General features: G+C 67.0%; 16 protein-coding genes. 13 read left to right on the top strand and 3 right to left on the bottom strand.

Annotation, left to right across the window (positions count from 1 at the left end; genetic code table 11):
* Nucleotides 1-1705 (top strand): methyl-accepting chemotaxis protein (locus VN419_RS02350; protein ID WP_325644039.1); only part of this gene is annotated, 1705 nt, incomplete at its 5' end.
* 206 nt (nucleotides 1706-1911) lie between these two features.
* The gene (locus VN419_RS02345; RefSeq protein WP_325644036.1) at nucleotides 1912-2568 is read left to right on the top strand and encodes a CatA-like O-acetyltransferase; all 657 of its coding nucleotides are present in this window, start codon (nucleotides 1912-1914) and stop codon (nucleotides 2566-2568) included.
* A gap of 155 nt (nucleotides 2569-2723) precedes the next feature.
* Here VN419_RS02345 and VN419_RS02340 read toward each other — a convergent pair whose 3' ends face one another.
* Nucleotides 2724-3101 carry a DUF202 domain-containing protein gene (locus tag VN419_RS02340; protein WP_325644034.1) on the bottom strand — a complete coding sequence of 126 codons (378 nt, stop codon included), beginning with the start codon at nucleotides 3099-3101 and terminating at the stop codon, nucleotides 2724-2726.
* Between the two features lie 36 nt (nucleotides 3102-3137).
* Nucleotides 3138-5558 carry a bifunctional diguanylate cyclase/phosphodiesterase gene (locus VN419_RS02335; protein ID WP_325644032.1) on the bottom strand — a complete coding sequence of 807 codons (2421 nt, stop codon included), beginning with the start codon at nucleotides 5556-5558 and terminating at the stop codon, nucleotides 3138-3140.
* A 302-nt stretch (nucleotides 5559-5860) separates the two neighbouring features.
* On the opposite strand from VN419_RS02335, the gene VN419_RS02330 reads away from it, so the two are divergent.
* From VN419_RS02330 to VN419_RS02300, 7 genes are all read left to right on the top strand, one after another.
* Complete coding sequence (locus VN419_RS02330) at nucleotides 5861-6295, top strand: Rrf2 family transcriptional regulator (protein ID WP_325644030.1); 435 nt, start codon at nucleotides 5861-5863, stop codon at nucleotides 6293-6295.
* A gap of 328 nt (nucleotides 6296-6623) precedes the next feature.
* Nucleotides 6624-7211, top strand: coding sequence for an Rrf2 family transcriptional regulator (locus VN419_RS02325; protein ID WP_325644028.1), 588 nt, complete (start codon nucleotides 6624-6626; stop codon nucleotides 7209-7211).
* A gap of 57 nt (nucleotides 7212-7268) precedes the next feature.
* Nucleotides 7269-8507 (top strand): type III sulfide quinone reductase, selenoprotein subtype, encoded by a 1239-nt coding sequence (sqr, locus tag VN419_RS02320; RefSeq protein WP_325644026.1) that lies wholly within the window; start codon nucleotides 7269-7271, stop codon nucleotides 8505-8507.
* 16 nt (nucleotides 8508-8523) lie between these two features.
* On the top strand, nucleotides 8524-9174 hold the full coding sequence (locus tag VN419_RS02315; RefSeq protein WP_325644024.1) for a DUF1641 domain-containing protein: 651 nt from the start codon (nucleotides 8524-8526) through the stop codon (nucleotides 9172-9174).
* 183 nt (nucleotides 9175-9357) lie between these two features.
* The gene (locus VN419_RS02310; protein ID WP_325644022.1) at nucleotides 9358-9711 is read left to right on the top strand and encodes a response regulator; all 354 of its coding nucleotides are present in this window, start codon (nucleotides 9358-9360) and stop codon (nucleotides 9709-9711) included.
* Nucleotides 9712-9851: 140 nt separating this feature from the next.
* On the top strand, nucleotides 9852-11951 hold the full coding sequence (locus VN419_RS02305; protein ID WP_325644020.1) for a hybrid sensor histidine kinase/response regulator: 2100 nt from the start codon (nucleotides 9852-9854) through the stop codon (nucleotides 11949-11951).
* 5 nt (nucleotides 11952-11956) lie between these two features.
* Nucleotides 11957-14359 carry a PAS domain S-box protein gene (locus VN419_RS02300; protein ID WP_325644018.1) on the top strand — a complete coding sequence of 801 codons (2403 nt, stop codon included), beginning with the start codon at nucleotides 11957-11959 and terminating at the stop codon, nucleotides 14357-14359.
* A gap of 19 nt (nucleotides 14360-14378) precedes the next feature.
* Here VN419_RS02300 and VN419_RS02295 read toward each other — a convergent pair whose 3' ends face one another.
* Nucleotides 14379-15239: a tetratricopeptide repeat protein gene (locus VN419_RS02295; RefSeq protein ID WP_325644016.1), complete on the bottom strand. Its 861-nt coding sequence runs from the start codon at nucleotides 15237-15239 to the stop codon at nucleotides 14379-14381.
* A 206-nt stretch (nucleotides 15240-15445) separates the two neighbouring features.
* Here VN419_RS02295 and VN419_RS02290 point away from each other — a divergent pair, with 206 nt between their 5' ends.
* The 4 genes from VN419_RS02290 to VN419_RS02275 all read left to right on the top strand — a co-directional run.
* A complete protein-coding gene (locus VN419_RS02290) occupies nucleotides 15446-16474 on the top strand; it encodes a glycosyltransferase family protein (RefSeq protein ID WP_325644014.1) in 1029 nt (342 codons plus the stop codon).
* Nucleotides 16475-16561: 87 nt separating this feature from the next.
* The gene (locus VN419_RS02285) at nucleotides 16562-17050 is read left to right on the top strand and encodes a cyclic nucleotide-binding domain-containing protein (RefSeq protein ID WP_325644012.1); all 489 of its coding nucleotides are present in this window, start codon (nucleotides 16562-16564) and stop codon (nucleotides 17048-17050) included.
* A gap of 19 nt (nucleotides 17051-17069) precedes the next feature.
* On the top strand, nucleotides 17070-18734 hold the full coding sequence (gene pgm, locus VN419_RS02280) for a phosphoglucomutase (alpha-D-glucose-1,6-bisphosphate-dependent) (protein ID WP_325644010.1): 1665 nt from the start codon (nucleotides 17070-17072) through the stop codon (nucleotides 18732-18734).
* Between the two features lie 75 nt (nucleotides 18735-18809).
* The coding region (locus tag VN419_RS02275) for a hypothetical protein (RefSeq protein ID WP_325644008.1) at nucleotides 18810-20026 on the top strand (1217 nt) is incomplete at its 3' end.

Genomic DNA, 20026 nt, shown 5'->3' with positions numbered 1-20026 from the left:
CACCGACACCCTGGACCTGGCCTACAGTCTGGTGAGCGAATACCAAACCCGCGTGGACAAGGGCGAGTTCACGCCCGAGGAAGCCAAGAAGCGCGCCGCCACCCGCCTGCGCAACATGCGCTACGGCAACAACGAGTATTTCTTCATCACGGACAATGCGCGGCCCTATCCCGTCACCGTCATGCATCCCACCGTGCCCGCCCTTGAGGGCAAGGTGCTGGACGACCCGAAGTTCAACAAGGCCGACAGCTTCTGGCTGGGCGACGACATGAACGCCCAAAGGCAGGAGTTTCCCGGCGGCGCCAAGAACCTGTTCCAGGCCTTTGTGGAAGTGTGCGAAAAGTCCGAACAGGGCTTTGTGGGGTACTCCTGGCCCAAGCCCAAGAAGGAGGGCGGCGTCACTTCGGAAAGCTATCCCAAGATCTCTTTCGTGCGCCTGTACAAGCCCTGGGGCTGGATCATCGGCACCGGGCTCTACGTGGACGACATCCACGCCAAGGTGGTGATTCTGCGCAACTGGCTGGCGGGCATCATGGCCGGCCTCGTGCTCGTCATCGGCGGGGCGGTGTTCCTGCTGGTGCGCATGATCTCGCGCCCGATCGCCAGCCTGTGCGTGGTTGCGGGCGACATCGCCGCGGGCGACCTGAACGCCCGCGCGAACGAGTCCTTCCACGGCGAGATGGGCACTCTGCAAAACGCCATGGAAAAGATGGTGGGCACCCTGCGCGACAAGATCGGCGAGGCCGAGCAAAGCACGCGCCTGGCCGAGGAAGAGGCCAAGGTGGCCCGCGCCGCCACGGCCGAGGCCGACCAGGCCAAGCAGCAGGCCGCCCTGGCCACCCGCCAGGGCCTGCTGCAGGCGGCCGCCAAGCTGCGCGACGTGTGCCAGGCCATCGGCGAGGTGAGCCGAGACATCTCCGGCCGCATCGACACCTCGCGCCGGGGCTCCGACTTCCAGAAGGACCGCATCACCGAAACGGCCACGGCCATGGAGGAGATGAACGCCACGGTTTCCGCCGTGGCCAGCAGCGCCGGCCAGGCGGCAGAGGCCGCCGACCAGGCCAAGGAGAAGGCCCAGCAGGGCGCGGGCGTGGTGAACAGCCTGGTGCTGGCCATCCAGGACGTCTCCGTGCAGGCCCAAGGGCTCAAGACCAACATGGCCCAGCTGGGCAAGCAGGCCGACGGCATCGGCCAGGTCATGAGTGTCATCAACGACATCGCCGACCAGACCAACCTGCTGGCCCTGAACGCCGCCATCGAGGCCGCGCGCGCGGGCGACGCCGGACGCGGCTTCGCCGTGGTGGCCGACGAAGTGCGCAAGCTGGCCGAAAAGACCATGAACGCCACGCGCGAGGTGGCCCAGGCCATCGGCGGCATCCAGCAGGGCACGCGCGACAACGTCAAGAGCGTGGATCTGGCCGTGGCGCGCATCGATGAGGCCACGGGCCTGGCCAAGGATTCCGGCGAGGCCCTCACCGGCATAGTGGCCCTGGTCGAAAGCTCTTCCATCCAGGTGCGCTCCATCGCCGCCGCCAGCGGCGAGCAGTCCACCGCCAGCGAGGAGATCAACCGCTCCCTTGACGACGTGAACCGCACCGCCTCGGAAACCTCTGAGGCCATGAGCGAGGCCGTGGAGGCCGTGAACGGCCTGCTGGCCCAGGTGGAGAACCTGCTGGCGCTGATGCGCGAGCTGGAAAACGCCTAGGCCGCCGCACCCAAAAACGATCAGCAAGCCCCCTGGAATCCTCCGGGGGGCTTTTTCTTGGCCTGCCGCGATTGACCCGTCGCGATTGACCTGACGCGATTGGCCCGCCGCGCGCGCGGCCCACACCCGAACCCGCTCCGGCTCTTGCCCCCAGGCACAGAGCCCGCTACTGTGCCCCAGGCAGACAGCATACACAGGAGACGCAGGTGAAACGCATCGACATGGAGACCTGGGGCAGGCGCGACCAGTACCGGTATTTCAGCGCCATGCAGTGGCCCTACTGGTCACTCACCTGCGAGGTCGACGTGACGCGCGCGCGTGAGTTCATGAACCAGCGCGGGGTGGCCTCATACCTGGGCATGATCTACCTCGTGACCAAGGCGGCCAACGCGGTCCCGGAACTGCGGCTGCGCATCCAGGACGGCGAGGTGTACGAGCACGAGGTGGTCCACCCTTCCTTCACCCTGCTGGCCCACGACGGCGAGCTGCGTTTCTGCGCGGCCCGCTACCAGGACGACCCCAACGCCTTCCTCGCCGACACGCGCGCGCAGCGCGACCGCATCAAGCACGCGGACGCCCCGCCCCTGGCCGCCACGGCCCAGGACGTGCTCTACATAAGCTGCCTGCCCTGGGTCCATTTCACATCCGTAAGCCACCCCATGCCCCAGGTCCCGCAGGACTCCATCCCCCGCATAGTCTGGGGGCGCTTTCAGCCCAGGGGAGAGGCGATCGTGCTGGCTGTGAACCTGCATCTGCACCACGGTTTGGCCGACGGGCTGCACGCCTCGCGTTTCATGCTGGGCCTGGAGGAACTCTGCGCCGACCCGGAAAGGGGCTTCGCGGGGCTCAAGCTCCAGGACTGAGCCGTCCCGCGCCAGCGACACAAACGAAAAGCCCCCTGGACTGCTCCGGGGGGCTTCTTTGTGCGGGGCGGCTGCAGGAGGCCGAGGACTCAGCCGTCGGTGCTTTCCCGGCTGGCGGGCGCGGTCGTCCGCGTGTCTAACGCGGCAAGGCTTGTCTAGCGGGTCTGGCTTGGCTGATTTGGCTGGTTCGGCTGGTTCGGCTGATTTGCTTGACCCGTTTGGCTTGCTTGGTCCATCTGGCCAAGGGCCTGCTCCTGCCTGCGGGTCTGTTCCTCCAACTGGCGGATGAGCGAGCGCATGCGCCGGTAGCGCAGCACGCCAAGCCCCATGGTGACGACCGAAGACGGCACCAGAAACCAGCCAACCGTGGTCAGGACCGGGTGGTCGAAAAAATGGATGAAGGTGGCGGCCACGGCCAGCTGGCCCAGAGCCGTGCGCTGGTAGGCAAGAAAAGTGCGCTCGTTGGCCAGTATGGACCGGGCCACGGCGAGGTATTCCCGCAGGTCCAGCCTGCGGCCTGCGGTGTGCGGCAACGGCGGGTCCCCCTCTCTTTGTTGCGGCTGGCTGGCCTAGCGGCCCTCCATGCTGGTGCCGATGGTCTCCTGGGCGCGGTCGCCATCCAGCGGGCGCGAGAAATAGAAGCCCTGCACGCATTCGCAGCCCAGGGCCTTCAGCATGGCCGCCTGACCGCTCTCCTCCACGCCCTCGGCCACCACTTCGAGCCCCAGGCTGTGGGCCAGGGCGACAATGGCCCGCACGATCTCCTGATTCTCCGGGTCGAGCCCCAGGCGGCCCACGAAGCTGCGGTCCACCTTGAGCGTATCCACCGGGAAGCGTTGCAGATACGACAGGGACGAATAGCCGGTGCCGAAGTCGTCGATGCTGATGGCCACGCCCAGGGCTTTCAAACGCTTGAGCATCACCAGGGCGCTTTCGGCGTTGACCATGATGTTCGACTCGGTAATTTCGAGCTTCAGGCGGTCGGCAGGCAGGCGCGTGCTCCGCAAGATCTCCGAGACCTGCTCCACCAGAGTGTGCTGCGAAAACTGCTTGTTCGAAAGGTTCACGGCCACGAAGAGCTTGCGCGCGGCCGGGTCGCGCTCGCGCCACTGGGCCAGGTCGGCGCAGGCGCGGGAAAGCACCAGCCGGCCCAGTTCCAGGATGATGCCGGTCTCCTCGGCCAGGGCGATGAACGAGCCTGGGCCGACCATGCCGCGCTCCGGGTGGGCCCAGCGCACCAGCGCCTCGAAACCCACCAGCCGCGTGCTCGAAAGAGCCCAGATGGGTTGGTAATAGACCACGAACTGGTTCTGTTCCAGGCCCTGGCGCAGCTCCTGCTCCAGGGTCAGGCGCTCCACCGCGTGCATCAGCATGCGCGGGGTGAAGACCTTGAAACGGCCACGGCCGCTTTGTTTCACCGCATGCAGGGCAATGGCCGCGCTTTGCAGCAGGTCCTCCGCCCGCTCAAAAGCATTGGGCGAAAGCACGATGCCGAAGCTGGCCGAGGTCTGCACCTCGCGCCCGGCCACGGGCACGGGCTCCATCACCACCTGGCGCAGGCGCTTGACGATGCGGATGGCCTCGCCCGGCGTGGCCAGTTCCTCCAGGAGCAGGATGAACTCGTTGCCGCCGAAGCGCGCCACGGTGTCCAGCCCGCGCAAAGTGCCCACAATGCGCCGGGCCACGGTCTCCAGCACCTGGTCGCCCACGGCGTGGCCCAGGCTGTCGTTGATGACCTTGAAGCGGTCCAGGTCCAAGGTCACCACGGCGTAAAACACGTCGTCGCGGCGCTTGCAGCGCTCCAGCGCCTGCTGCACGCGGTCCAGCGCCAGGGTGCGGTTGGCCAGGCCGGTCAAGGGATCGTACAGGGCCTGGTGGCGCAGCTTCGCCTCGGACTCCAGGCGCTCGGTTTCGCGCGTGGCCAGAGCCAGGGCCATGTCATCGAACGATTCCGCAAGCTTGCCAAGCTCGCCCTCATCGTGCCCCAGGCCGGAGCGCGCGGAGAGATCACCGTCGCGCAGGCGCTGGGCCGCCGTGGTCAGCCGCTCCACCCGGCGCATGATGAGCAGATTGCCGAGCATGAAGGCCAGGGCGGCGGCCAACATGGTGGCCCCCAGCATGAGCGCCACATTGCGCGACTGGATGCGCCGGGTCTCGGCCAGGGCTTTGGCCTCCGGGATGCCCACGCGCAAAAGCAGAAAGGCGGTGTCGTCCTTGTGCGCGCGCAGGCGCTTCACGGCATACAGCCTGCGCACTCCGTCCGCGCCCTCGGCCAGGGTCAGGCCCTCCTCGCCCAGGTTCAGCAGGCCCAGCCACATGTCGCGCGGCTCCATCTGCCCCACCCAACGTTCGGAATCCGGGTAGCGGAACAGCCGCACGCCCTTGGAGTCGGACAAGGCCATGGACGAGCCCTCGGGCAGGCCCGCGGAGCTGAAGTTCTGCGCCAGGGTGCCCAGATCATAGCCCGCGGCAACGATGCCGATGAGTTCGCCGCCCTCGCCCAGCACGGGCAGCGCGAAGTGGATCACAGGGCGCTTCGTGGTCAGGCTCACGGCGTATTCGCCCACGGAAAAGGCGCGGGTGCGCAGCACATCTTTGTAATATTTGCGGCTGGTTATATCAATCATTTCCGGGAAAGGAAAAGACAGGGCGAGAATCTTGCCCGCCGGGGTAGCGAGGAATATGCTGGCATAGGCCGGGTTCTGGCGGTTCAACTGGGTCAACAGCGCGGTGGCGGCGCGCTTGTCCATCTGGCGGATGGAAGGCACCTGGGCCAGGGTGGTCAAAAGCACACGGGCGTGCTCCTCCACCTGCTCCAGTTCGTCCGCCATGCCCGCGGCCAGCTGCATGGTGGTTTCCTGGGCGCGGTGCACGGCCTGTCGTTCCAGCTCCTGCCCGCTCCACCACACCAGCGCAAGGGCGGGAATGGCGGCGGCAAGAACCAAAAGCAGCAAATGCGTACGAATGGACCAGGAGAAAAACGACCTCATGAGCCCCCTTACCACGCCGGAACACAGACTCCGGGCGGCAACTCCGCGACAAGAATGGGAAGGCCCAGCCCTATCCAATTACGGCACGCAAGTCCAGCCGACCGGCAGGATGGCGTGGAGCTCCCTCCCAATATACGTATTTCTCGCCTTTTCCGCACGTGGCGGCTGGTCCCGTGCAGTTGCGCCGCCTGCGGCAAAAGAACCGCAGCATTGCCAAAACATGCCCGTTGTGGCATATGCCCGCAAAGGGGAAGGCCACCGCCCCTGATTTTCGCCGCACACAACACGAGCAAACGAGGCCCATGAAACTCTCCGCCAAGGCGCGCTACGCCGTGCGCATCCTCCTCGACCTGGCCATCCATGATGAGCACGGGCCGGTGCGCACCGCAGACATCTCGGAACGCACGGGCGTTTCCGTGCGCTTCATCGAGCAGATCCTGAAGCCCCTCAAGAAAGCCAACCTGGTGCAAAGCACCCGGGGCGCGGCCGGGGGCTACGTGCTGTCCGAGAAGCCGGAGGACATCAGCCTTGCGCGCATCATCCGCATCATCGAGGGCAACCTCTGCCTGACCCAGTGCTGCGAGAACCCCAAGACCTGCCACCGGTCCGAAACCTGCCGCAGCCACCGCGCCTGGATCCGCGTCACCCAGGTCATGGAGGCCGAGCTTGAAGGCATCACCATCCGCGACCTGCAGGACGACGAGATACTGAACCACTCCCACGGCTGCGCCTGCTAGACCACGGCACCCGTCAGGGCCGCCTCTCCCCCTTTCCTGTCCCCTCTCCTCAAATCCCGGCACCAGGCCGGGATATTTTTTTGCGCCCGAAACCCCAGGGGGGAATTCGCGCATCAGATTAAAATAACATACTTAAAATTTTAATTGCGCCATTTTTCACAATTCCCTTGACGCAGGGGGGCCATTCTGTTTATTCCCGACTCACCTAATCGTGATTGATTCTATCGCTATTGATTCTATTGCTATTGCACGAATCGCGATTGGCACACTCAAGTCACCCCTGCGGGCCAGATTTCCGCCTGGCAGGGCGAACACAAACGGGAGAGGCATGAAACCAACAGCGCGCACCTGCCACGCCACGCGCATCCTCCTCGAACTGGCGCACCACGGCTTCGAGACGCCCATGCGCGCCTCGGTCCTGTCCGTCACCATCGGCATCTCCATCAAGCTGCTGGAGAAGATCATCCGCCCCCTCAAGAGCACCGGGCTCATCAAGAGCGTGCGCGGCGCCACCGGCGGCTACGTTCTTGGCCGCAGGCCGGAGCAGATCACCCTGGCCGACGTGCTGACCACCATGGAGGGCGCGGTGTTCAAGCCCCAGTGCTGCGAATCCGACGCCGACTGCCTGCTCATGGAGGGCTGCCCCACCGGCAGCGTGTGGATCGACATCTCCCGGCACATGGAGATGAAGTTCCGCGCCACCACCCTGGCCGATTTCATGAGCGGACCGACCGACACCTGCCCCAGCCGCAAGGCCAGAACCGAGCGCGCCGCGCGCGCAACCCGCGCCGAGCTGGCGCCGGAAAAACTCGACGAGCCGGTCCAGGCCAAAGGCCGCGGCCGCCTCGCCAGACGGAGGAAACCGGGGAGCGGGCTGCCCGCCCCGCGCCCAACCGGGCGGCCCCGCCTTGTTTGACCAAAGCATGCTTCATTGGACGCTTCAAATTTCCATGCACCCCTAAAGGAGAAGATCATGAAGAAACTGCTCATTCTCGGTTCCGGCGCCGGCGGCACCATCGTTGCCGCCAAGATGGCCAAATCCCTTGGCGAAGACTGGAAGATCACGGTCATCGACCGCGACTGGAAGCATCACTACCAGGCGGGGTGGTTGTTCGTGCCCTTCGGCGTCTACTCCATGGACGACTGCATGAAGCCCAAGAAGGACTTCATCCCCGAGGGCGTTACCTTCGTGCAGGACACCATCACCAACATCGACCCCAGCAAGAAGCTCGTGACCACCGAGAACGGCGCGTACGACTACGACTGGCTGGTCATCGGCACCGGCTGCCGCATCATGCCCGATGAGATCGAAGGCATGATGGACGACTGGCGCGGCAACATCCACGACTTCTACACCCCCGACGGCGCCCTGGCCCTGCAGAAGAAGCTGAAATACTACAAGAAGGGCAAGGTGGTGCTGAACATCGCCGAAATGCCCATCAAGTGCCCGGTGGCCCCGCTGGAATTCGTGTACCTGGCCGACTGGTTCTTCACCGTCAACGGCGTGCGCAAGGACATCGAGATCGAGCTCGTGACCCCGCTCACCGGCGCCTTCACCAAGCCCGTGGCCGCCAGCGTGCTGAACAAGATCTGCGAGCAGAAGAACATCAAGATCGTGCCGAACTTTGAAATCGCCGGCGTCAACGTGGGCGACAAGACCATCGAGTCCGTGAAGGGCGAGACCGTGGACTACGATCTGCTCGTCTCCATTCCGCCCAACTTCGGCTCCCAGATCATCATCGACTCCGACCTGGGCGACGCCATGGGCTACGTCGACACCGACAAGCACACCCTGAAGGCCAAGAACATCGAGAACTGCTACGTCATCGGCGACGCCACCAACTGCCCCACCTCCAAGGCCGGCAGCGTGGCCCACTACCAGGCCGACATCGTCTGCGCCAACCTCCTGCGCGAGATCGACGGCGAAGAGCCCCGCCCGGACTTCGACGGCCACAGCACCTGCTTCATCGTGTCCGGCTACGAGCAGGCCTTCCTCATCGACTTCAACTACAAGGTCGAGCCCCTCGAAGGTAAGTACCCCTTCCCCGGCCTCGGCCCCTTCTCGCTCCTGGGCGAAAGCCACTTCAACTACTGGGGCAAGATGATGTTCAAGTGGGTGTACTTCAACCTGATGCTCAAGGGTCACGAGCTGCCGCTGGAATCCCAGATGTTCATGGCTGGCAAGATGCGTCACCAGCTGACCAACGCCTAATATGCAGGAGAGCACCATGAGTCAGGAAGAACTGGTTCTCAAACGCTTGGAGGGCATGGAGGCGCAGCTGAAGCAGCTGGTCGACGCCTCCCAGGGTTGGCAGGAACTGAAGCACGATTTGACGCCCATTCTGCACGACGCCTTCAAGACCCTGATGAAGGAGTTCGGCGACGTGGAGCAGGGCTTCCAGCTGGAAGACGTGTTCGCGCTGCTCAAGCGCTTCATGCGCAGCATCAAGAACATCACCTACGTGCTGGAGCAGCTGGAGAACATCATCGATCTCTGGGGCACCATCGAGCCCCTGCTGCACTCGGCCGTGCCCAAGGGCATCGAGTTCCTGGACGAGATGGAGCAGAAGGGCGTGTTCCGCATGTACAAGGCCATGGTCGAAGTGCGTGGCAAGATGGCCCGGGCCTACACGCCCGAAGACATCGAAGTCATGGGCGACGGCTTCGTCTCCATGCTCGGCCTGATCAAGAAGCTCAGCACGCCGCAGGCGCGCGAGATGCTGGAAAAGCTGGCCGACATGATGGGCGACGTGGACCTGAACTCCTGCAAGGAGTGCGGTCCCCTTGGCCTGGTGGCCGGCATGAGCAGCAAGGAAGCCCGCAAGGGTCTCGGCGTCATGCTGGAGTTCACCAAGAGCCTGGGCAAGCTGAAGGACTAGACGGCTCTGCCGGTTTCCGGCCGGGGCGCGTCCGACACCGCCCCCCGGCCGACGGCAGCAGTCCGAAAAGCGCGGCCCGGCCCCTTCAAACGGGTCTGGCGCCCCCCTTCTCCGCATGAGAGGGACAAGGAAAGCCGGGCCGCGCATAACCCCCACCCGCCGCAAAGACGGCAGGAGCCAGCCATGAGCAAGAAGATCCTCATCGTGGACGATGACCCGGCAGTGGTCGACTTCCTGGACGAAATCTTCACGGACAACGGCTTCACCACCGAGAAGGCCTACAACGGCGCGGAAGCCCTGAAGAAGATCGCGGCCTACAAGCCCGATCTCATCACCCTCGACATGGACATGCCCGAAAAGGCCGGCACCATGTTCTACATCGGCCTGCGCAAGGAAGAAGCCCTGAAGAACACCCCGGTCATCGTCATTAGCGGCGTGGGCCCGCGCCCGCCCGCGCTCAGCAAGGACATCCCCGTGCTGCAGAAGCCCGTGGAGCCCGCCGCGCTCCTGGCTCTGGTCGGCAGCATGCTGAAGTAGCAGCGCCCCGGCGGGCGGGAGGCAGGCCATGAGCGCCGCCCCCCATTTTTCGCCGCCTTCCGCCCGCCAGCGCCGCTCCCCTCAGCCAGCACACGCCCGAAACAACGCGCGCAGCCATGTCCGCACCGATGCCCGCTCCGATGCCCGAAGCAGCCGCCACACGCGATTCCTCACGCGAGCCCTTGCGCGAAGCGGGGTGCGAGCCCATCCGCGAGGCGAGCCGCGAAACCGTTCGCGAAGCGGGCCGCGAAACCGTCCTGCTTGTGGACGACGAGGCGGACATCCGCGAACTGTTGTCCATGCTGCTCGACGACCTGGGCTTCAACGTCCTCACCGCGCCGGACGGCGAGATGGCCCTGTCCCTTTTCCGCACCGTCGAAGCCCCCATCGTGCTGACGGACATCAAGATGCCCGGCCTCGACGGCATCGGCTTGCTGGCCGCCATAAAAGCCCACCTGCCCGATACGGAGGTCGTCATGATCTCCGGCCACGCGGACATGGAGCTGGCCATCCAGAGCCTCAAGCTCGGAGCGTCCGATTTCATCACCAAGCCCATCGACGTGGCCCTCTTGGAGCACAGCCTGAACAAGGCGCGGGAGCGCATCGCCCTCAAGCGCCAGGTGCGCGAGCACACCCTGAACCTGGAACGCCTGGTGGCCGAGAAAAGCGCCCGCCTGGTGGACCTGGAGCGCAGGCTGGCCGCCCGGCAGATCGTCGAGGGCCTGTCCTCGGCCATGCGCTTCGTGGCCAGCGAGCCCGGCGGCGGCAGTTCGCTGGGCGATCTGCCCTGCTTCGTGTCCATCCACAACCGCGAGGGCCGGGTGATCACCGCCAACGCGCTGTACCGCGAACGCCTGGGCGAGCCGGAGGGGCGCGAATCGTGCGCGGCCTATGGCGAGGCCTACCCAGGCGGCGTGGGCTGCCCCGTGGACCAGACCCTCGCCACGGGCCGTCCGGTGCAGAGCCGCGAAACGCTTTACGGCGTGGACGGCCAGCCCTTCCACGCCCTCGTCTCCACCACGCCCATCAGCGGCGACGAGAAAGGCACGGCCATGGTGCTGGAAGTGGCCGTGGACATGACCGAGGTGGAGCGCCTGCACGCGGAGCTGGTGCAGAGCCACCGGCGCTACCGCGATCTTTTCGACGCCGTGCCCTGCGCCATCACCGTGCAGGACCGCTCCCTGAACATCGTGGAGGCCAACCGCACCTTCCTGCGCGAGTTCGGCTGCCTCCAGGACAAGGCCCTCGGCCAGCCCTGCTTCGAGGCCTACAAGCACAGGGCCGAGCCCTGCCCGGACTGCCCCATCCTGGCCACCTTCGAGGACGGCGGCCGCCACCAGGCCGAGACCGTGGTGACGGACGCCCAGGGCCAGGCGCGCAACCTGCTCATCTGGACTGCGCCCCTTCTGGACGAGCACGGCCGGGTGGAGAAGGTCATGGAAGTCTCGACGGACATCACCCAGATACGCCAGCTGCAGGACCACTTGAGCTCGCTGGGCATGATGCTCGGCAGCATGTCCCACGGGGTCAAGGGTCTGGTCATGGGGCTTGATGGCGGCATGTACCGGGTGGAGTCCGGTCTGAACAAGGGCGACGTGGCCAAGATCCGCAGCGGCTGGGAGGTGGTGCGCCACCGGGTGGAGCGCATCCGCAAGATGGTGCTGGACATCCTCTACTACGCCAAGAGCCGCGACCTGGACATTTCGGAGCATCCGGTGCGCTCCTTCGCCGAGGACCTGGCCATGATCGTGGAGCCCAAGGCCGCGGCCAACAACATCCGCTTCACGCGGGACTTCAGCGAAGCCGAGGGCGTGTTCGAGGCCGACACCACGGCGCTCTCCTCGGCCCTGGTGAATTTTCTGGAAAACGCCGTGGACGCCTGCCTGAGCGAAACCACGGGCCGCACGCGCGAGCTCTCCTTCCGCTGCGCCGTGGAGCAGGACGGCGAGGGCCATGACGGAGGACAAGCCCGCGTGGTCTTCACCATCACCGACACCGGCGTGGGCATGAGCCGCGAGGAGCGCGAGAAGATGTTCACGCTCTTCTTCTCGTCCAAGGGCAGCAAGGGCACGGGCATCGGCCTGTTCATCTCCAGCCAGGTCATCGCCCAGCACCACGGCGGCATCGAGGTCGCCTCGGCCGTGGGCGAAGGCACGCGCGTCACCGCCTGGCTGCCCGTTCAGCAGCCTCAAAGCCAGCCCCAAACCGGCCCGGCCGCCGCAACTTCAGGACAGGCGTAGCAACCATGGACCAGGGCCAGGACCGCTTCCGCCCCGGCCTGCCCCTGGCGGCCAAGATCATGGGCTGCCTGGTGCTGCTCATCCTCGGCCTGGCGCTGTTCCTGTTCCGCTTCAACACCCAAAGCTTCCGCGACCTGGCGGAAAAGAACGCCGACCTTGAGGCCGACCGCATCTGCGAGGCCATCAAGAGCGGCGCCTCCAGCGCCATGATGCGCAACGAGCGCGGCGAGCTGCAGAAGATCGTGGAGCGCGCCGGGCGCATGGAGGGCGTGCGCGGGGTCAGCATCCTGAACAAGGAGGCCCTGGCCATGTTCGCCAGCCGCGAGGAGGACATCGGCGTGCGCTGGCCGGTGAAGGGCTTCCAGTGCGCGGCCTGCCACGACCGGCCCCTGCCTGCCGGGGCCCTGCCCCCGGACAGCCTGGAGCTGGAGGAGCGCACGCGCATCGAGGACGGCGGCGCGGACACGCCCGGCGGAAACGGGGCGCGCCAACTGACCATCTTCAGCCCCATCGCCAACGACGAGGGCTGCGCCACGGCCTCCTGCCACTTCCACAAGCCGCAGGAAAAGGTGCTGGGCGTGCTCGTGCTCGACATGAGCCTGACCAAGCAGGAGGAGACCCTGGGGCAGCTGGTGGAGACCAACGCCCTCAGCCTGGGCGTGTTCCTGGCCGGGGTGTTCGCCCTGCTCTACGCCGTGCTCTACCTGCTCATCCAGCGGCCCATCCGCAGCATCATCGGCGTCACCCGGCGCATGGCCAAGGGCGACCTGGGCCGCGAGGTGAGCAGCGCCCTGAGCGTGCCCCAGCGCGACGAACTGGGCGAACTGGCCCACGCCTTTTCCCTCATGTGCCGCGAGATCGGCCTGAAGCACGCGGAGATCGTGAACCAGCGCCAGCTGTACCAGAAGCTGTTCGAGGGCGTGCCCTGCATCATCACCGTGCAGGACCGCGACTTCAAACTTTTACGCTACAACCAGACCTTCGCCGACCTGTTCCACGCCCGAAAGGGGGCCTACTGTTACGAGGCCTACAAGGGCCGCACGGAAAAGTGCCCGCACTGCCCGGTGGAAAAGACCTTCGCCGACGGCCAGCCCCACTTCACAGAGGAGACGGGCGTGTACAAGGACGGCACCCGCGCCCACTGGATCGTGACCACGGCCCCGTTGTACGACGAGGACGGCCGCGTCACCGCCGCCATGGAGATGTGCCTGGACATCACCGGCCGCAAGCGCCTGGAGGAGGAGCTGCGCAAGAGCGAGCGCAAGTATCTTGATATATTCAATAACATTCCAAGCGCGCTCTTCGTCATCTGCTCGCAGAACATGACCATCCTGGATCTGAACCGCAGCGCGGCCAGCCTGTACGGCTATCGCCGGGGCGAACTCATGGGCCAGAGCGCGGCCGTGCTCTTCCCGCCGGAGGACGCCCAGGAAGGCGTCGTCGCCCTGGCGGAGGGCCGCACCATGAGCCGCGCCCGCAACCAGACCAAGGACGGCCGCGTGTTCTTCGTCAGCATCACCGCCGCCCACTCGGAGTCCGACGACCGGCCGGTGATTCTGGCCACGGCTACGGACGTCACCGAGCGCATCAAGGCCGAACGGCAGATGGTGCAGGCCTCGCGCATGGCCACCCTGGGCGAAATGGCCACGGGCGTGGCCCATGAGCTGAACCAGCCCCTGGCGGTGCTGTCCATGGCCGCGAGCCTGTTTTTGCGCAAGGTGGAGCGCGGCGAGGCCGTGGACGCCGAAACCCTGCGCACGCTCGCGGGCAAGATCCAGTCCAACGTGGAACGCAGCACGCGCATCATCAACCACATGCGCGAGTTCGGCCGCAAGCCCGCGGCCCAGGACGCCGTACCCGTGGACGTGAACGAGGTCATCCGCCGCGCGTTCGAGTTCTTCAGCCAGCAGTTGCAGGTGCGCGGCATCGAGGTGGTCTTCGACCTGGCGGCGGAGCTGCCGCCCGTGCTGGCCGACCCGGCGCGCCTGGAGCAGGTGTTCATGAACCTGCTTCTGAACGCGCGCGACGCCATAGAGGACAAGTGCGCCAAGGAGCCCTGCACCGAAGGCGACAGGCGCATCACCCTGCGCACGCGGGCGCGCAGGCGCGGCGTGCAGGCCGAGGTGTCGGACACGGGCCCGGGCATCCCGCGGGAGCTGATGGCCCGCATCTTCGAGCCCTTCTTCACCACCAAGCAGGTGGGCAAGGGCACGGGCCTGGGCCTGTCCATCAGTTACGGCATCATGCAGGATTACGGCGGGGCCATCCACGTGCGCCCGCGTTCCGGGCAGGGGGCGCGCTTCGTGCTGCTGTTCCCCCGGTTGGGGCAAAGCCTGCCGGCCAGCGGGGATGAAAGTCCCTCGCCCGGGAACGAGCCGCCCACAGGCGGGGCCGGGCAGCAGGGCTAGAGACGGGGCGAGGACGGGACTACAGGATGATGGGCTCGCGCGGGGCGCCCCGGCCGCCCTTGCTTCCGCCCCCGGCCGTGCCGTAGATGCGTTCGCTGGCGGCGTCGGCGTAGCGTTTGGCGTCGCGGCTGGTGGGGTTCGCCTCCAGCGCCTTCTCGGCGTACAGCAGGGCCTCGTCCCAGTTGCGGCGCTCTATGGCGCCCTTGGCCAGGCGCACCAGCATCTGTTCCGTGGGGCGGAAACGCTTGATGGCCGCCTTGAGGATCTCCTCGGCCTTCACCGCCTCGCCCGTGGCGTCCAGGCACTGTGCCAAATACTCATACGCGCGCTGGTCCGTGGGCGTGGCGTCGATGCTTTTCTGGAAATATTCGCAGGCCTCGGCGGGCAGCCCAGACAGCATGAGCCGGTTGCCCAGGTCCACCAGCAGCCCCGGCTCGTCGCCGAAGCCGTCCAGGGCGCGGCGGAAAATCTTGCGCGCCTCCAGGGGCTCTTTCTTGTCCAGCTCGGCCTGGCCCGCCAGCACCAGCTCGTCCAGCTCGGCCAGACGCTTGCGGCGCGCGTCCACCTCGGCCTTGCCCAGCAGGGTCTCCAGCACGTCGGCCATGCGCGTAAGGCTGGCGGAAAGCTCCCGCTCCTGGCCCTTCTTGTAGGAAAGCCCGGCGGGCACGGCGCGCTTGATGGCCTCCTGCTCGCCCAGAAGCCGCACGGCCTCCTCCATGAGGATGCTGATCTCGATGCGCTCGCGCCCGAAAATCTGCGACCCGGCCAGAAGCTCCAGGCTTTGGGCCAGGGCGCGCAGGCTGCGCAGAATGTCCTTGCGCTGCAGGTAGAATTTGGACCGGGCGATGTGCTCGCGCACGTTCTTCGGGCTGGCGTCCATGCTCTGCTCCCTTTTCCGACGGCGCGGGTCTTGGCGGGTGCGCGTCTTTCGGGCCGTACGGAATTCTCTACGCATACCCCAGCTTCCCCGCATGATCAAGCATTCCGGGCGTGAAGCCGCGCGTTGCGCCCGGCCGGCCCTTGCGCCCCTAGGCAAGCGCTGCTACGTAACCCATGAGAGAATCCGCATGTCCACAGGAGGGCGGCGTGAAGATCCTGAACATCGAAGGGCTGTATTTCGTAGACGACTTCCGCGCGCTGGGGCACGAGGTGCTGACCTTGGGCCAGGGGCCCGGCCACGATGTTTCCCTGCGCGAGATGCTCTCGCCCAAGGGCCTGTGGGAGCTGCTGGAAGCACGGAACTTCCGTCCGGATCTGGCCCTGTGGTGCGACAAGTGCCAGCCGCCCCAGGTGCTTGGGCTGGAGACCCTGCCCTGCGTCACCATGGGCTTTTCCATCGACCAGTACTGCAACCCCTGGCACGTGCCCGCAAGCGCCGGCTACGACGTGTTCCTGGTGGCGCAGAAGGACTACCTGCATCTGTTCAAGGACCCGCGCCTGCCCCGCCGGGCCGAGTGGTTCCCGCTGTTCTGCGATGCGCGGCTGGACCGCGACCTGAGCCACGAGAATGGCCAGGAGCGCGACATTCCGGTCTGTTTCGTGGGCACCCTGGACCCGCCCATGAACCCCATGCGCAAGCCCTTTCTGGAAGCCTTCCGCCGCGCGGCACCGCTGGTGCACATGCGCGGCGACTACCACCCGCTGTTCGCGCGCAGCCGCCTGGTGCTGAACCAGTGCGCCGTGGGCGAGCTGAACTTCCGCATCTTCCAGGCCATGGCCTGCGGCGCGGCCCTGTTGACCGAGGACTGCGAAAACGGCCTGCGCGAGCTGTTCACCCCCGGCGAGGACATGCTCGTCTACCCCCGCGGCGACGCGGCCGGAGCGGCGGCCATCGCGCGGCGCGGCCTTGATGATCCGGCCCTGGCGGAAATGGCCCGCACTGGACGCGACAAGGTCCACGCCCGGCATTCCAGTCTGGTGCGGGCCAAGCGCATCATCGCCCTGGCGGAAAGCGCCCTGCGCAAGGGCGCGCCGCGCTGGCGCAGCGAAAACGCGGCCCTGGTGCGCGAGGAAACAGCCCGCGCCTGCGGCATGCTCGCAACCGACGAAGGCATTCCCCTGCCGGTGGAGTTGCGGGCCCAGTTCGCCCGCCTGACCGGCCTGCTTGCGCCCTGACCCAGGCCTGCGGGGCATACCCCTTGTTTCTTGCCCGCTGGGAGGCTTTCGGGCATAGTCGGCCAAAGTCATCCCCAAGAGGCGCCCATGCAGGAGCAGGAATTCGACCCCACGAATGGCGAAATACTGGAACAGTTCCGCAAAATTCCAGCCTTCGCCCCCCTGGATGAGGCCCAGATCAAGGCCGTCGCCAATCTTTCGCGCCTGCGCCGCTACGAGGCCGGCGAGACCATCATCCACGAGGGCGAGTACGACAGCTGGGTCTTCTTCCTGATCCAGGGCGAGCTCGGCATCAGCCACAAGGGCGTGCAGGTGGGCGTCATCCGCCGCCTGGGCGACGTGTTCGGCGAAATGGGCATCGTGGACGGCAGCCCGCGCTCGGCCACCATCAAGGCCCTCAAGCCCGCTTTGTGCATCGCCATGGACGCGGCCATCCTGGAGCGCCTGGAAGGCCGCGACCGCTGCGCCGTGCAGTCCGCGTTCTACCGGGTGTTCTGCGAGATAATGGCCGTGCGCCTGCGCGAGATGGACGCGAAGCTGGCCGAGCTTTCCCGGCGCTGCAACCTCAAACCGTAACACAATCCTGGAGCCGCCCATGGCCACGCATCCGCTTGCGGGAAAACCCGCGCCCAAGGAAATCCTGGCTGACATTCCGCGCCTGCTGGCGGACTACACCGCCGTGCGCCCGGACCCGGCCGACCCCGCCCAGCTGGTGAGCTTCGGCACCTCCGGCCACCGGGGCACCAGCGGCGCGGGCAGCTTCAACGAGGACCACATCCTGGCCATCAGCCAGGCCATCTGCGAGCACCGCGCGGCAGCCGCAATCACCGGCCCGCTTTACATGGGCATGGACACCCACGCCCTTTCCCTGCCGGCGCTTGAGACCGCGCTGGAAGTCTTCGCCGCCAACGGGGTGGACGTTATGATCCAGCCCGGCGCGAGCCAGGGCCAGGGCTTCACGCCCACGCCGGTCATCTCCCACGCCATCCTGACGCACAACCGCGACGCGGGCGCGGCCAGGGCCGACGGCGTGGTGGTGACCCCCTCGCACAACCCGCCCCGGGACGGCGGCTTCAAGTACAACCCGCCCGAGGGCGGCCCGGCCGACACCGCCACCACAAAGGCCATCCAGGACCGCGCCAACGAGATTCTGCGCCAGAAGCTGGCCCCAGTCCGGCGCATGCCCCTTGCGCGCGCGCTTGCGGCCGCCACCACGCACCTGCACGACTACATCCGCCCCTATGTGGACGACCTGGGCAACATTCTGGACATGGAGGCCATCGCCGGGGCGGGGCTCAAGATCGGGGCCGATCCCCTGGGCGGCTCCGGCATCGGCTTCCTGGAGCCCATCGCCGAGCGCTGGGGGCTCAACCTCACCGTGGTCAACAAGACCGTGGACCCGACCTTCTCGTTCATGAGCGTGGACAAGGACGGCAAGATCCGCATGGACTGCTCCTCGCCCTACGCCATGCAGGGACTCATCGCCCTCAAGGACGACTTCGACGTGGCCTTCGGCAACGATCCGGACTTCGACCGCCACGGCATCGTGACGCGCAGCCACGGGCTCATGAACCCCAACCACTACCTCGCCGTGGCCGTGGACTATCTGTTCCGCAACCGCCCCGGCTGGAGGGAAGACGCCGCCGTGGGCAAGACCGTGGTCTCAAGCTCCATGATCGACCGCGTGGCCGCCAGCCTGGGGCGCAAGCTCTCCGAGGTGCCCGTGGGCTTCAAGTGGTTCGTGGACGGCCTCCTCGACGGCTCCTACGGCTTCGGCGGCGAGGAAAGCGCCGGAGCGAGCTTTCTGCGCAAGGACGGCAGCGTGTGGACCACGGACAAGGACGGCATCATCATGGGCCTTTTGGCCGCGGAGATAACCGCCCAGACCGGCCGCGAGCCGGGCGAGACCTACGCCGAGCTCGAGGCGCGCTTCGGCAGCCCGGTGTACGAGCGCCTCGACGCGCCAGCCACGCCCGCGCAGAAGGCGGCCTTCAAGCGCCTGACCCCGGACATGGTGGATGCGGGCACCCTGGCGGGCGAGGCCATCACCGCGCGGCTCACCCGCGCCCCCGGCAACGGGGCCGACATCGGCGGGCTCAAGGTGGTGGCCCAAAACGGCTGGTTCGCCGCGCGGCCCTCCGGCACGGAGAACATCTACAAGATCTACGCAGAAAGCTTCCTGGGGCGAGAGCACCTGGAACGCCTGAAAGCCGAGGCCCAGGGCATCGTCAACGCGGCCTTCCGCGCGGCCGGGGCCTAACGGAACGGCCGAGGACGCGAAAGTGACGCCTCAAGTCCACGCCAGCCAAGCAACGGCGCAGGACGCGCCGCGCCCATGAGCCAGATCCTGCGCGACACGGCGGCGGCCCTGCGCCAGCTGCTCTTCATCGGCAGCGCGGATGCGGGCAGGGAACTGCCGGAGTTCATCGCCCGTGTGCAAAGCGCCCTGCCCGGCGCCGCCCACGCGCACGGGGCCGGCGCACCGCACCCGCTGCTGGGCGATGCCGCGGCCGCAGCCGGGGAATGCGTGTTCCTGCTGGGCGCCCTGCTGCGCACCCAGCGCGACCCCGTGCTGGCCAACCGCCTGTTCCAGTTCCTGGCCGTGTGCGGGCGCATGGGCCGCGTGCACGCCGCCCAGTACGTGCAGTCGCGCGCGCTGCCCCTGCCGCAGGTGGCCGCCCTCATGCAGTCCCTGCCCGGAAACGACTTTCTGGCCCTGTTGAACGATCTGCTGCTGGACTGCCCGCCGGAGGACAAGCAACTGGCCGCCTGGCTGCGCACCCTGCTGCCCGCTTCGGGACGCCTGGACGCGCGCGAGGCCCTGCTTTTCCTCAAAACTCTGGCGCCCTCCGTGGCCGGGGACGGCGCGGTTCTGGCCCGCCCCCTGCGCGAGGCCCTGCTGGCCGCAGGCCTGGCCGAGAGTCTGCCCGCGGCCTTTGCCGGCAACCCCGGCCCGGCCGTGGCGGAATCCCTGCTGCTGGCGGCGGAAACCCTGGCCCTGCCCAGCCTGCAAAACGAAGCCTTGGCCTACGCCTTGCGCACGGCCGGGGCCGAGGGCGCAAGCCGCATGCCGCCGCTCTTGGCCGCCCCGCCGGACCTTGAGCCCCGCGACGCGGCCCTGCTGACGGAGATGCGCCGCCTGGCCCTGTTGCCGGAGGCCCCGGAACGCCTTTTGGGCGCGGCCCGCACGGAACCGGAAATGCTCGGCCTCATGCTGGCGGACCTCCTGAGCGGCGGCGGGGTGTACGCCCAGGCCGCCCTGCGCCTGCTGCCGCTCTTGCCGCGCCTGGGGCTGGAATCCCTGCTGGCCGCCCTGCCGGAGGCGGGGCACGACGCTGTGCGCGCGCGGCTGCTCTCCGCCCTGGCCACCCTGGAGCCGGACTTTCTGCGCCGCGCCGCCAAAAACCTGGGGCCAAAGCTCGGCCTTGGCGGCCCAGCGGCCCAGGCCCTGGCCGAACTTCTGCGCGCTGGGACCAATCAGGACTCTCCCCCCCTGTTCAGCTCCACGGCCTGGATGTCCAAGCGCCTGCCCGTGGGCCCGGCCTCGCCCCC

The sequence above is a fragment of the Humidesulfovibrio sp. genome (assembly GCF_035560995.1).
Taxonomy (GTDB): domain Bacteria; phylum Desulfobacterota; class Desulfovibrionia; order Desulfovibrionales; family Desulfovibrionaceae; genus Humidesulfovibrio.
The sequence above is the reverse complement of the archived record's forward strand: the minus strand, read 5'-3'. Positions and strand labels throughout refer to the sequence as shown.